A 15,364-nucleotide genomic window follows, 5' to 3' on the forward strand; every position below is an offset into this window, starting at 1 on the left:
TGTTGCACCGGCCGCGCAGAGGCGGCCGGCGAACGATGTCTTCTTGAGGAAACGCACGATGATCGATTACAGGCTGGTGGATATCGACAACCCTTTGGTCAGCGCCCACCGGGTGCTTGGGCAGCCCTTGCTGCCGGGGTTGGCCTATATCGATCTGATCTTTCAGATTTTTCGCGATGCCGGCCACGATCCCCGTTCGCTCGCGTTGCGCAATGTCTCGATCCATCGCCCTTTGCGAGTCGGGGAGACCGAGGGCGTCCTGCTCGCGGTGGCATGCACCGAGGCGCAGCCGGGACGGTGGCAAATCGAGATTACGGGGCGGCCGTATCGGGGCGGCGCGGCACACGGCGAGCCGATGCGATACGTGACGGCTCAAATGCACTGTTCGCAGGCGAGCGTATTCGATGAGGTTATCGATCGGAGCCAGATTATGGCCGCGGTCACGCAAACGCTCGATCTCGAAGACGTCTACGCGCGTTGCCGCTCGCTCGAGCTCGTCCACGATGCGTTCATGCGGCCGTCCGGACAGGTTCACCTGACGGATGACGCGCTCTATGTGGAATGCGAGTTGAGCGCGCCGGCGTTGAGCAGCGCCGAGCACATGATGTTTCATCCGGCTTTGCTCGATGCTAGCGCGGTTGCGGCGAGCGTCGCGGCTTCGGCGTGGTTCGACCCAGACCAAGATCTGGTCCTTGGATTGCCGTTGTTCTATGAAGCGTTCGAGGCGAACGCGCTGTTGCAGGAGGCATGCATCGCACGGATCGCGCGCTCGTCGGTGCGCCACGTCAACGAGCTGAGCTATTTGACGTTGGTGTTTTTCGACCGAAGCGGTCGCAAGGTCGCGCAGTTGACGAACTTGGCCGGGAAGCGCGTGCGCGATGGCGTAGGGATTGCCGATGCGGGACGGCATGCGTCCGTTGCGAAGCGCGAGCCGTCCGCGCTCGAACCGGAAGCGATCGAACCGGAAGCGATCGAAGCGACGATCGACTCGGGGCGTACAGGTAGCGCACAGATCGAATCGTTCCTGCGAACCTTATTTGCGCAAAGGCTCGGACAAGCGCCCGAAGAGATCGACGTTCGCATGAGCTACTACGAGATGGGCATCGATTCGGCGGGTATGCTCGAACTCGTGCAGGCCATCGAAGCCAAGTTCGCCGTGCCGCTCTCGCCGACGCTGTTGTTCGAATATGTGACGCTGGCCGATTTGGCCGAGCATCTCTCGTCGCTCGTGCAACGCAACGCGACCGAGGTGAACGGGCTTTCATCCGTCGAGGGGAAACGCAGTTTGGACGATGCGGATTCGGCCGAGGCCGAACCATCGGAAGCGCGTGTTTTTCGATTCGCCGAAAGCGATCCGTTCTTGCAAGACCATCGTGTGCTAGGCCAGCCGGCGCTGATGGGCGTGACGCATCCCTGCCTGGTGCTGCAAGCGTACGTGGAGCGGTTCGGTGCGCGCTTACCGTTGCAACTGGAGCACATTCGCTTTCGCGGTGGCCCGGTCACGATACCTGCCGGCGACAGCGTGCAGATCCAAGTCGACTTCGACGATACCGAGCACGGTAAGGCGTTTCGTGTGCACTATCGCGGCCGAGGGCGTGCTGAGCCGATGCGGTGTTGCGACGGCGATATGGTCGGTGCGGCATCCGGTACGTCGGAATCGATCGACCTGCCGAGCTTGATAAGCGGCGCAACGCGCTTTGACGACGAACGCATCGCTCGCCTTTATGCGCGCACCCGCGCATTCGAGATCGGCCCTTCGCTGCGCACGGTGGAAGCGGCCTGGCGGGTGGACGAATCGACCCAATTGCTGCGCATACGCGCCTATGCCGATGCGGCGAAGGACGATGTGCGCGACTACGTGCTCGACCCGATGGCGCTGTGCGCCTGCTACTACTTGGACGAAGAACTCGGTGGGTCGTCGTCCTCGCCGGAGATGACCGTGCCGCTCGCGATCGAGCGCATCGTGCTCCATCGACCGGTGCCGAAGCGTTTCTATGTGCTCGTACGGATGCGCGTTAAACGGTCGGACTTCGCCGCCTTCGACGCAAGCCTCATCGACGAAGACGGGGCCGTGCTCGCGGCGGTGACGAACGCGACCTTGCACGAGGTCAAACAGCCGTCGACGCTCGCGAACGCATCGTTCGCGAGTGTGCCCGGTGCCGATCCGGCCGGAGGTCCGACGCCATTCGACGCCTCTTCCGACAGCGACATCGCGGTGATCGGAATCAGCGGCCGCTACCCGCAGGCCGACGACGTAGACGCCTTTTGGTCGAACTTGGTCGATGGGGTCGACAGCATCACGGAAATTCCCGCCGAACGCTGGGACCATGCGCCGTACTTCGATGCAAGAAGGGGGCAGCCCGGCAAGACCTACAGCAAGTGGGGCGGGTTCATGCGCGGGGTGGACGAGTTCGATCCGCTGTTCTTCCACATCGCGCCAGCCGAGGCGCGGGCCATGGACCCTCAGGAACGGCTCTTTCTACAATGCGCCTACAGCGCAATCGAAGATGCCGGCTACACGCGCGAGACGTTGGTTGCCGCCGCGAAAGGCGAGAAAGCGCTGCGCGCCGTGGGCGTCTTCGTCGGCGTGATGTCCCAGGAGTATCAGCTCTATGGTGCGCAGGCCCACGCGAAAGGGACGCCGATGGCTTCATCCGGCAGCCTGGCGTCGATTGCCAACCGGGTCTCTTACTTCGGCAATTTCCACGGACCGAGCATTGCCGTCGATACGATGTGCTCGTCCTCGCTGACCGCGATCCATCTGGCGTGCCAGAGCCTCAAGCAGGGGCAATGCAAGGTGGCGATCGCGGGCGGGGTGAACGTCACGATCCATCCGAACAAATATCTGATGCTCGCGCAGGGGCAGTTCGCGTCTAGCGACGGGCGCTGCACGAGTTTCGGCGAGGGCGGCGACGGCTACGTGCCCGGCGAGGGCGTCGGCGCCGTGGTGCTCAAGCCGCTTGCCCAAGCCCGCGCCGATGGCGATCACATCTACGGCGTGATCAAGGCGAGTGCGATCAATCACGGCGGCAAGACGAGCGGCTACACGGTGCCCAACCCGCAGTTGCAGGCGCAAGTGATCGGGCAAGCGTTGCGCGAATCGGGCGTGCCCGCTCGCGCGGTGACCTATGTGGAGGCACATGGCACCGGTACGTCGCTGGGCGACCCGATCGAGATCGCGGGCCTTGCGCAAGCGTTCGGCGCGTTCACGCAAGAGCGGCAGTTTTGCGCGATCGGTTCGGTGAAGTCGAACGTGGGCCATTGCGAAAGCGCGGCTGGGATGGCGGGACTCACGAAAGTGCTGATGCAGATGCAGCACGGCCAGCTCGTGAAGAGCTTGCACAGCGACACATTGAACCCGCACATCGACTTCGGTGCGACGCCGTTCGTGGTCCAACATGCGACGCAAACGTGGCACCGCCCCGTTCTGAAGGGCGACGACGGGACGGAGCGCGAGTATCCGCTCACGGCGGGCTTGTCCTCGTTCGGCGCGGGCGGCGCCAATGCGCATCTGATCGTCCAGGAGTATCGCGAGACGAGGATTGCCTCGGCGCGCGAATCGCGTTCCGCCCAGGGGCCAGTGCTCGTCGTGCTGTCGGCACGCAACGAGGAGCGTTTGATCGAGCAGGCGCAGCGGTTTGCCGCCTATCTCGAGCGCAATACCTTAGACCTGTCGAGCCTCGCCTATACGTTGCAAGCCGGTCGCGAGGCGATGTCGGCTCGGCTCGCGTTGGTGGTGTCTTCGGTCGACGAGTTGCGCGAGAAACTGGCACGGTACGCACGGCGCGACCAACCGATCGCAGATCTGTATCGAGGCGATGTGAAAGGCGGCCAAGGTGCGATGACGGCATTCTCGGCGGACGAGGAGTGGCAAGAGGCCGTCGAAAAATGGATCGCGCGGGGCAAGCTCGGCAAGCTGGCCGAGGTGTGGGTTCAGGGGCTCGCCGTGCCGTGGGAAAAGCTTTACGGATCGACGCGCCCGCGACGATCGAGTCTGCCGACCTATCCGTTCGCGCGCGAACGCTATTGGGTGCTCGAATCGGCGCGAAGCGAAGATGCGGGACGATCGGTTTCCGAGGGCTGGGGGTCGCGGCTGCATCCGCTGGTCCATCGCAATAGTTCGGCGTTGAGCGGCCAGCGCTACAGCACCTTGCTGACCGATGAGGCGCCTTATCTGCGCGACCACGTGGTGCGCGGGCAGTGCGTGGTGCCGGGCGTGGTGCAATTGGAATGGGCGCGCGCGGCCGCGAAGCTGGCGCTAGGCGAGGAAGGCGAAGGTGCGGCGATTGCCCTGGAACAGGTCAGTTGGCTTCGTCCTTTGATCGTCGATGGCGAATTGGACGTGCACATCGCGTTGAACGAAGAGCAAGACGCGCGTATCGCCTACGAGATCTTTAGCGACGAAGCCGACGGGCAATGCATCTATAGCCGGGGATGGGCAGTCGTAGTCGAGGCTCCGGGCGAAGCACTGCCCGAGCGGTTGGACCTCGCTGCGATCGGCGACGCCTGCTCGCGCGAGTTGGACGCGCAGGCGTGCTATGCGCGCTTCGATGCCGCGGGCCTCGCCTATGGTCCAACGCTGCGGAGCTTGCGGGCGGTCAAGGCCGGCGATGCCGTCGTGCTGGCCCATATCGTATGTCCCGAATCGGCCGAGATGCCCGAGTTGGCATGGACGCCGAGCATCTTGGACGCCGCACTCCAGGCAAGTGCGGGGCTGCCGGCACAAGCCGACGAACTCGCGTTGCCGTTCGCCGTGCAGGCGGTGCGAGCATGGGGCGAGACGCCTCGCGTGGGCTATGCGATCGTGCGGCGCATCGAGACCTCGGGCACGCCGAAGCTCGATATCACGATAACGGATGAGCAAGGATGCGTCGCCTTGAAGCTCGATGGCGTGAGCATTCGCACCGTGGACAAACCGGCGCCCGCGCAAACGCTGCTGCTGGCGCCGCGCTGGGAGGCTCAGCCGCTCGGCCCGGGTATTGCATCGGCTCGCTATGCGGTGCATGCCGTCGTCGTTTGCGACGAGGCTTTGCCGCACGAAGGCGAACTGAGGATGGACGGCGCCGATTGCATCCGGCTGCAAGCGAGCGGTTCGGTCGTGCAACGCTACGAAGCGTACGCCCAGCAATTGATGGCGCGTTTGAAAGACTGGATCGCGCGTGCGGCCGGCGGTGCTTTGTTCGTGCAATTGGTCGTTCCAGCCAGCGGAGAGGGCGCGCTTGTGCAAGGACTGGGCGGCCTATTGCGCAGCGCACGGCGAGAATGTTCGCAATTAGTCGCCCAAGTCGTTCACGTGACGGGACCGGGAGATTTCGCGCGGCGATTGCAGGCCGAGGCGGAGGCTGCCGAACCGGCAGCGATCGTGCGGGACGGCGCCGATGGACGCGAGGTGCTGTCGTATGCGCGATGCGGCCTCGATACGCAGCGTGGTGCGCCGTTGACCTGGCGCGATGGCGGCATCTATTGGATCACCGGCGGCCTGGGTGGACTTGGGCGGGTTTTCGCGCGAACGATCGCGCAAGCGGTGCGCGAACCGGTGCTCGTGATAACCGGACGAGGTGTACCGGCTCCAGAGCATGACTCGTTTCTTGCCGAGCTGCGCGGCCACGGTGCGCGAGTGGTGTATCGGAAGGCGGACGTCGCCGATGCGACGGCCGTCAAAACGATCGCCGATGAAACCGTTTCGCGCTACGGCGCTTTGCACGGGGTGATCCATAGCGCCGGCGTGTTGCGTGACGGCTTGCTGATGCACAAGACGCCGGAAAAGATGGCGCAGGTGTTAGCGCCGAAGGTGGCGGGAACGTGGGCGCTCGATGAGGCCACTCGCGATGTAAAGCTCGATTGGATGGTGTTGTGTTCGTCGGCGGCAAGCGTGCTGGGCAACGCGGGGCAGACGGACTATGCGGCCGCCAATGGCTTCATGGATGCCTATGCAGCCTATCGAGAAGAACTGGCGAGAGTGGGGCGCCGGTATGGCCGAACCGTCTCGATCAATTGGCCGTTGTGGGCGGAGGGCGGCATGCAGGTGTCGCCCGACGTGCAAGCGCACATGCGTCGGGCGATGGGGATGCATGCACTGCCGTCGCCGGCTGGAATCGAGGCGCTACACGCGTCGCTGCGGCAAGGCGCTGCGCAAGTGCTCGTGCTGCACGGAGAAGGCGAACGGTTGCTGCAAGGCGTGCGTGACGCGTGGCATATCGCGGCGAGCACCGTGCCGGCGGCAGCGGAGGCAGGCGTAACGGAAACGGCGGCGATGCGCACCGAGCTCGACGCTCCCACGGAAGACCCCTCGGCACGGTCGAGCGATGCAGCATTGGCGGCCCAGGTCGAGCGCGCGATAACGCAACTCGTATCGGAGCATTTGCAGATCGCGGCGCACGAGCTCGAACGTCAAACGCCGTTTAGCGAGTTCGGCTTCGATTCGATCAAGGCGACGACCTTCGTCGATGTGTTGAACGGCCGCTACGGTTTGCCGTTGAGCCCGACTGCGCTATTCGAGGCACCGACGATCGCCGCACTTGCTCAGTTTTTGGTCGTCGAGCACGGCGGGACCCTTGCCAAGGCGTTCGTCTCCAACGAAGCGCCCAAGCCGGCTCGAACCCCGGCCATGCCTCCCGTCGGGCAAACCGGCGCGAGGCGTGGACGCCTCGATCGGCGCGCTCGAGTGGTGCCCGCGTTGGCCGATCGCGCCGGCATGGATGCCGAACCGGTCGCCGTTATCGGCATCAGCGGAAGTTTTCCGCAGGCGCCGGATATCGATACGTTCTGGTCGAACCTTAGCCAAGGGCGCGATTGCATCGGCGAAGTGCCGTCCTGGCGATGGGGGGAAGACCTTGCCGAGCGAGCCTATCCGGCCGGCGTGCTGGACGGCATCGACGAATTCGATCCGCTCTTCTTCGGTATCTCGCCACGCGAGGCGCAGGCCATGGATCCCCAGCAGCGCCTGCTCATGACCTACGTTCATAAAGCGATCGAAGACGCCGGCTATTCGGTGCAAAGTCTTTCCGGTAGCGCCACCGCGCTCTTGGTCGGTACCGGCCAAAGCGGCTATGGACAACTGCTCGCGGGCGCGGGCGAAGCCGTGACCGGATCGAGCGCGGCGGGGCTCGTCGGCTCGATGGGCCCCAACCGGATGAGTTATTGGCTGAACTGGCACGGAGCGAGCGAGCCCGTCGAGACGGCATGCTCGAGCTCGCTGGTCGCGATTCACCGCGCACTGGCGCTGCTGCGCAGCGGCGAGTGCGATCAGGCGGTGGTGGGCGGAGTGAATACGCTGCTCTCGAAAGACGCGCAAGAAAGCTTCGGTCTAGCGGGCATGTTGAGTCCCGAAGGGCGCTGCAAGACGTTTTCCGCGCGTGCCGATGGCTATGTTCGCGGCGAAGGCGTCGGCATGCTGTTCCTGAAGCCGCTTTCCGCCGCGCGTCGCGACGGCGATCATATCTACGGGTTGATCGTGGGCAGCGCACAGAATCACGGCGGACGCGCGAACTCGCTCACGGCGCCGAACCCGGTTGCCCAAGCGCGTTTGATCGAGCGCGCGTTCAAAGACGCCGCCGTGGATCCGCGCACGGTGGGCTACATCGAAGCGCACGGGACAGGCACGGCGCTCGGCGATCCGATCGAAATCGAGGGCCTGCGCCGCGCATTCAACGCTTTGGCCGGCGATGCGCCCTTGACGCGCGCAAGTGTCGGTATCGGTTCGGTGAAGAGCAACATTGGGCATCTCGAACTCGCCGCGGGCGTCGCGGGCGTGATCAAAGTGTTGCTCCAAATGCGGCACGGTCGATTGGTCAAGACGTTGAACGCGCAGCCCCTCAATCCACGCATCGATTTGGAGGGCAGTCCGTTCTATGTAGTGGATATGGATCGTCCGTGGGAGCGCCTAAGCGACGCGGTCGGTATGGCGCTGCCGCGCCGCGCGGGCGTCAGCTCGTTCGGGTTCGGCGGCGTCAACGCGCACGTCGTGCTCGAGGAGTATCTGCCTCCCGATGACGCACGGGTAACGGCCTCGTTCGACGGTCCCGTCGTGGCGGTGCTGTCGGCGCGCGACGAGGAGCGTTTGCGCGACCATGCGCGCCAGTTGCTTGCGCACCTCGAACGCACCGACGCGCACCTTGCCGACATGGCCTATACGCTTCAAGTGGGGCGTGAGGCGATGGGAACGCGTCTCGCTGTGGTTGTCGCCTCGACCGAACAATTGCGCGAAAAGCTTGCACGGTATCTACGCGGCGAAACGGCGATCGAGGGGCTATACGCCGGGGACGTCAAGAGCGGCCAAAGCGCGATGGCCGCATTCGCGGCGGATGAGGAATTGCAGGAAGCGATCGAAAAATGGATCGCGCGGGGCAAGTTGGCGAAGCTGGCCGAACTCTGGGTACAAGGTCTTTCGGTGACGTGGGACAAGCTGTATGGACAAACGCGTCCGCGCCGCTTGAGCCTGCCGACCTATCCGTTCGCACGCGAGCGCTATTGGGTGCCCGATAGCGCGGCCGGCGATCGGCATGCTTCGACGCGCTCGGCCGCACGCCTTCATCCGTTGGTTCACCGCAATACATCGGACCTGCACCAGCAGCGCTATAGCACGACGCTCACGGACGCGGCGTTCTATCTGCGCGATCACGTGGTGCTGGGACGGCATGTCGTGCCGGGCGTCGTCCAACTGGAATGGGCGCGCGCGGCGGTGCGATTGGCATTGGGCGTGGCGGCGGCAGGTTCGTCGATTCGATTGGAGCAGGTGAGCTGGATGCGCCCGTTGATCGTCGACGGCGAGTGCGAGATTCACATCGGTCTCAGCGATACCCAAGACAATCGCGTTGCCTATGAGATCTATAGCGAGCAAGCGGGGGATGTCGTCGTGTTCAGCCAAGGATGGGCCGCGATCGCCGATGGCGACGAAGACGCTCAGGCCGAATGGCTGGATCTCGCCGAGATCGGTCACGCGTGCGATCGCGAACTGAGTATCGAATCGTGCTATGCGCGTTTCGAGGCAGCGGGGCTGGCATACGGTTCGACGTTCCGAGGTTTGCAGGCGCTCAAAGCAAGCGATGCGCTTGCGCTCGCGCGCATCGCGTGTCCAGATGGCGCGCATTCGGCGGGATTGGAGTGGACGCCGAGCATGCTCGATGCCGCACTGCAAGCGAGTATCGGTCTCGCCGCGAGCGCGGACGAATTGGCCTTGCCGTTCGCCGTCGATGCGGTGCGTGCGCTCGGGCCGGTGCCCCGCTCCGGTTACGCGGTGGTACGGCGCGTCGAGGGCGCGGGGGCGTCGACGCTCGACATCGCGATCGCCGACGAGCAAGGCCGCATCGCGTTGAAACTCGATGGCGTCAGCATCCGCGAGGCGCAACGCCCGACACCGGTCGAAACGCTCCTGATGGCACCGCAATGGCGGGCCGAGGCGCTGCCGGCGAGTGGGCGCGTCGTTCGCCGCGAACGGCATCTAATCGTGATTTGCCGAGACGAAACGCCGTCGGGGCTTTCCGATCGCGACGCGTTCTCGCTCGAATTGGCCGAACACCTGCCGTCTGCTCGTCATGTCTTCCTGTACGCCGATGGTTCATTGCCGCAACGGTACGAAGCGTATGCGCTGCAATTGATGCAGCACGTGAAGGAATGGATCGCCGATGCGAAGGACGATGCGCTGTTGGTACAACTCGTGGTACCGGCTAGCGGCGAGGACAGCGTGGCTCAAGGTCTGGGTGGCTTGCTGCGTAGCGCGCGGCAAGAGTATCCGCGATTGATCGCCCAGGTGGTGCAGGTGTGCGATTGGCGCGAACTCGCGCCGCGCCTGCGCGCCGAAGCGTATGCCATCGAGCCTGCCCCGGTGGTGCGCGACGATCCGCGGCAGCGTTCAGTGTTGTTGTACGAGCAATGCGCGTTCGACGCTGAAGCACCGGCACCGGTGTCATGGCGCGATGAAGGTGTCTACTGGATTACGGGCGGCCTCGGCGGGTTGGGTCGCGTTTTCGCGCAGGCGGTGGTGGAAGCGGTGCACGAACCGGTACTCGTATTGAGCGGTCGCGGTGTGCCGACGCACGAACAAGAGGTCTTTCTCTCCGGTCTGCGCGAGCGCGGCACGCGGGTTCAATACCGGCAGGCCGACGTCACCGACGCGCAGGCGATGAAAGCGCTCGCGAATGAAATCGTCACGCGGTACGGCAGTTTGCACGGCGTGATCCACGCTGCCGGCGTATTGCACGACGGCTTACTGGCGCATAAGACACAAGAGCAAATCGCGCAGGTACTGCGGCCGAAGGTGGCGGGCACGGTGGCGTTGGACGACGCCACTCGCGCCGTGAAACTGGATTGGATGGTGCTGTGCTCGTCGGCCGCGAGCGTCCTGGGCAATGTGGGCCAGAGCGACTATGCGGCGGCCAATGGTTTCATGGATGCGTTCGCGGCTTACCGGGAAACCTTGGTGGTACACGGCGATCGGCACGGTCGAACCGTTTCGGTGAGCTGGCCGTTATGGGCCGAAGGGGGAATGCGGGTATCGGCCCAGGCGCAGGCGCATATGCGCCGCACGCAAGGCATGGGCGTGCTACCGCGGCGCGCCGGCGTCGACGCGTTCCACCGGGCCTTGGCGCAAAGCGGCTCGCATGTGCTCGTGCTGCACGGAGAGGGTGAACGGCTGCTGCATAACGCACGCGATGCCTGGCGCGCGACGGCCGGAGCGGATTCCGAGCAGGCCTCTAAGGAGCCTCAAGAGAGAGCAACGCTGACCGTTAGCGTGCAGGCCGCTTCCCTGGAGGAGGCGGCACAGCGGTACGTCGTGCAGCTGTTGGCGCGCAGCTTGAAACTTCCGCCGCAGCGAATCGACGCGCAAGCGCCGCTCGAGCAATACGGTATCGATTCGGTGCTGGCGATTACGCTGACGCAGGATCTCGAGCAAGCCTTCGGTCCGCTTTCGAAGACGCTGTTCTTTGAGTACCAGACGATCGCGGCGTTGACGCAGTATTTCCTGCGTCAGCATACGGAGCAACTTGTATCGCTGCTCGATAGGTCTCCTGCGCTCGCGAGCGGGATGGCGGTAGCGTCGATCGATGCCACTGCTTCCGGCATTGCGTCGATGCAGGATATGAGGCGATCGGTGCGTCGCCGAGGCGCGGCCGAGCCGAGCGGCAATCGCTCGGAAGGGCGGGGGCAACCGGAATCGCAGTCGCTGGATATCGCGATCGTCGGCCTAAGCGGGCGTTATCCGCAAGCCGAGAGCGTGGACGAATACTGGTCCAACTTGCTGAACGGCGTGGACTGCATCACGGAGATCCCCGAGCAACGCTGGGATTGGCGCCGCGAGTTCGACGCGAACAAGGGCGTGCCGGGCAAGAGCTACAGCCGCTGGGGCGGCTTCTTGAACGGCGTCGATGAGTTCGATCCGCTGTATTTCAACATCTCGCCGCGCGAAGCGCAGTTGATGGACCCGCAAGAGCGGTTGTTCTTGCAGTGCGCGCATGGTGCGTTGGAGGATGCGGGCTATACGCGAGCACAGTTGGGCGAGGGCGGCGACGTCGGGGTGTTCGTCGGCGTGATGTACCTCGAATATCAGCTTTACGGCGCGCAGGCGCAGGAGCAGGAAGGCGGGTTGTCCTTGGGCGGCAGCGCGGCATCGATCGCCAACCGCGTTTCGTACTTCGGCAACTTCCATGGACCGAGCATCGCGATCGATACGATGTGTTCGTCGTCGCTCACGGCGATTCATCTGGCGTGCCAGAGTTTGAAGCAAGGCCAATGCAAGGTGGCGATCGCGGGCGGGGTGAACGTCTCGATTCATCCGAACAAGTATCGGCTGCTCTCGCAAGGGCAGTTTGCGTCGAGCGACGGGCGTTGCACGAGTTTCGGCGAAGGCGGCGACGGGTATGTGCCGGGCGAGGGCGTGGGTGCCGTGGTGCTGAAGTCGCTGGCGCAGGCGCAGGCCGACGGCGACCATATCTACGGCGTGATCAAGGCGAGCGCGATCAATCACGGGGGCAAGACGAACGGATATACGGTCCCCAATCCGCAGTTGCAATCGAAGGCAATTGCCGATGCGTTGCGGCAATCGGGCGTGCATCCGCGTGCAATCAGTTATGTCGAAGCGCATGGCACGGGTACGTCGCTGGGCGATCCGATCGAGATCGCGGGGCTGACGCAGGCGTTCGGTGCGCTCACGCAAGATCGGCAGTACTGCGCGATCGGTTCGGCCAAGTCGAACGTGGGGCATTGCGAAAGCGCAGCCGGTATGGCGGGGCTGACGAAGGTGCTGTTGCAGATGAAGCACGGCCAGCTCGTGAAGAGCTTGCACAGCGACACGTTGAACCCGCATATCGACTTCAGCGCGACGCCGTTCGTCGTGCAACGCTCGACGCAGCAGTGGCAGCGTCCCGTGCTTGCGCTCGACGACGGCATCGAGCGTGAGTACCCGCTGACGGCCGGGCTTTCGTCGTTCGGCGCGGGCGGCTCCAATGCTCACTTGATCGTGCAGGAGTACCGCGAAGCGCAGGCGATATCGACGCTGGAACCGGCGGCATCGCAAGGGCCGGTCGTTGTGGTGCTGTCGGCGCGCAACGAAGATCGTCTCCGGGAACAAGCGCGGCGGCTGCATGCGCACTTGGCGAACAACGAAGTGGCGCTTATCGATCTGGCTTACACGCTACAGACCGGCCGCGACGGATTGCGTGTGCGCTTGGCGCTCGTAGTCGAATCGGTCGCGCAATTGCAGGAAGCACTGGAGCGGTGCATGCGTGGCGAAAAGGCATCCGAAGGTAGCTACCAGGGTGTCGTCAAAGGCGAGCCGGGTCTGACCGAATCCATGTTCGTCGATGCCGAATCGCGTGAAGCGATCGACGCGTGGCTCGTGGCAGGGAACGCGGACATGCTCGCCGAATCTTGGGTGCGGGGTTCGCCGATCGCGTGGCACAAGCTATACGAACAAACGCGCCCGCGTCGGCTGAGTTTGCCGACGTATCCGTTCGCACGCGAGCGCTATTGGGCGCCCGACGCGACGACGCCCATCGTGTCGTCGGCGAAGCGGCAGGCGATTGCTGCGCTTCATCCAATGATTCACCGCAATAGTTCCGAGTTCAGCGAACAGCGCTACAGCACGGTGCTGACCGCTGAGGCGTCTTACCTACGCGATCACAAGGTTCGCGGTCGGCATGTGATGCCCGGCGTGGCGCAATTGGAGTGGGCTCGCGCCGCGATCAGACTTGCTTTAGGCCGAGAGGCCGTGGACGCGTCGATTCGCTTGGAGCAGGTGAGCTGGATTCGGCCGTTGATCGTCGATGGCGAGTTGGAGGTGCATATAAGGCTCAGCGAAGAGCGCGATGGCCGCATCGCGTTCGAGATCTATCGAGAGCAGTCCGATGAGGCAACCGCATACAGCCAAGGATGGGCCTCGATCGTCGATGCAAGCGAGAGTGTCGGGCCCGAGCCGCTGGACGTCGCCTCGATCGCCCACGCATGCAACCGCGAATGGGATATCGAGGCGTTTTACGCAGGCTTCGATGCGGCGGGCATCGCATACGGTCCGACGTTCCGAGCATTGCGAACGCTAAGAGTCGGCGATGCCACGGTGTTGGCACGCTTCGCCTGTCCGTCGTCGGCGGATACACCGGACATGCAATGGCTGCCGAGCATATTGGATGCCGCCCTTCAGGCGAGCGCCGGGCTAGCGGCGAACGCCGACGACCTTGCGCTACCGTTCGCGGTAAGCGCCGTGCAGGCATGGGGCGAGTTGCCGCGCACGGGCTATGCGCTCGTGCGGCGCAACGAGCAATCGGGCGTGTCGACGCTGGATGTGACGATCGCCGACGATGAAGGCCGCATCGCTTTGACGCTGGACGGCGTCAGGATCCGAGCGACGCAACAGCGAAACGCCGCGACGAACCCCATTGCATCGGAATCGACCATGGCCGAGACATCGCCGGCATCGCCCCCGTTCGGCGATTTGACGTTGGCGCCGGTATGGGAGCCGGTGCCCGCGCCGGCAGTCCCGCTCCACGAGGCAGTGCCGTCGCGAGTGGTGCAGTTGAGCGACGATCTGTCGTCGGCGATTGCCGGTGTGCCCTGGCTGGTTTGGAAGGCATCCGACACGCGCGAGCAACTGATCGAACGGCTGCACGGCGCGCATTCCTTCGAGCATCTGGTGTGGCAAGTGTCGTCGACGCAAGCGAAGCCCGCCGTCATGGGGCTGAAGCTGATTCAGGCGCTGCTTGCGCTGGGGTATGGCGCGCGCACGCTCGAACTCACCGTCGTCACGCGCCGCGCGCAGGCCGTTTGGCCGCAGGACGGCGCGGACCCGGAGCAGGCTAGCGTGCATGGATTGATCGGATCGCTCGCCAAGGAATATCCGAACTGGCGCTTGCGTTTGCTCGACTTGCCCGACGGCAAGCACCTCGCGCTTGCGGAACTGCTGTCCCAGCCGGCAAACGCGGCCGGCGACGCGCGCGCGTGGCGCGCCGGGCGCTGGTACGAACAAAGACTCTTGCCCTGTGCATTGCAGGTTGCGTCGCAGCCGGCCTATCGCGAGGGCGGCATCTATGTCGTGCTGGGCGGCGCGGGCGGCATCGGTATGGCGTTGAGCGACTACCTCGTTCGGACCTATCGCGCGCAACTGGTATGGCTCGGCCGCCGCGCGCAGACGGAGGCGATCTCGCTCCAATGCGACCGACTGGCCGCGTTCGGTCCGCGTCCCGTCTATCTGCAAGTCGATGCGACCGATCGCGATGCGATGGACCGGGCGCACGCATCGACGATGCAGCGCTTCGGCGCGATTCATGGCGTCGTGCATTCGGCGATCGTGCTGGCCGACCGCGGCCTCGCGAATATGGAAGAGGCGACGTTCGAAGCGGCGTTATCGGCCAAAGCCGCGACCGCGGTCAATCTCGTCGAGACGTTCGGCCGCGAGGCCCTGGATTTCCTCGTGTTCTTTTCGTCGCTGCAAAGCTTCATGAAAGCGCCCGGCCAAAGCAACTACGCAGCCGGATGCTGCTTCGCGGACGCGTACGCCGGCCAACTGCGCGCCTTGCCCTATCCGGTGAAAGTCTTGCACTGGGGCTACTGGGGCAGTGTGGGCGTGGTGGCCTCGGCAGCTTATCGCGAGCGTATGACACAGATGGGCTTCGGCTCCATCGAGCCCCCGGAGGCAATGGAGGTGTTGGAACGGCTGTTGGCCGCACCGGTCGAGCGCGCAGCGTTCGTGAAAACGACGCGGCCGGCGGTCGCGCTCGCGTTGGGCGTGAATCGGCAAGAGCGAGTGGAGCTTGCCCCGGTGGCGCCTATCGTCTCGCTGCCGCCTCCCGCGATGAAGTCCCCCAAGCAATTCTTGGCGCAGCACCGGCGCGTCGGCCAGCCGACGGTCTGAACGTACGCGAGTAGTCCCGATAGT

The 15,364-nt window shown here is 64.4% G+C and carries 1 protein-coding gene; it reads left to right on the plus strand.

The window, feature by feature from the left end; genetic code table 11:
• The first annotated feature begins 58 nt into the window (after positions 1-58).
• Positions 59-15,340, plus strand: a complete 15,282-nt coding sequence (locus AB1286_RS19375) for an SDR family NAD(P)-dependent oxidoreductase (protein ID WP_430364783.1) — start codon at positions 59-61, stop codon at positions 15,338-15,340.
• Positions 15,341-15,364: the final 24 nt, after the last annotated feature.

It is taken from the genome of Trinickia sp. NRRL B-1857, assembly GCF_050470685.1.
Classification (GTDB): Bacteria; Pseudomonadota; Gammaproteobacteria; order Burkholderiales; family Burkholderiaceae; genus Trinickia.

What these genes read in the sequence shown, in the direction of transcription:
- AB1286_RS19375 (WP_430364783.1), top strand. Translation starts at nt 59, where the DNA reads ATGATCGATTACAGGCTGGTGGATATCGACAACCCTTTGGTCAGCGCC.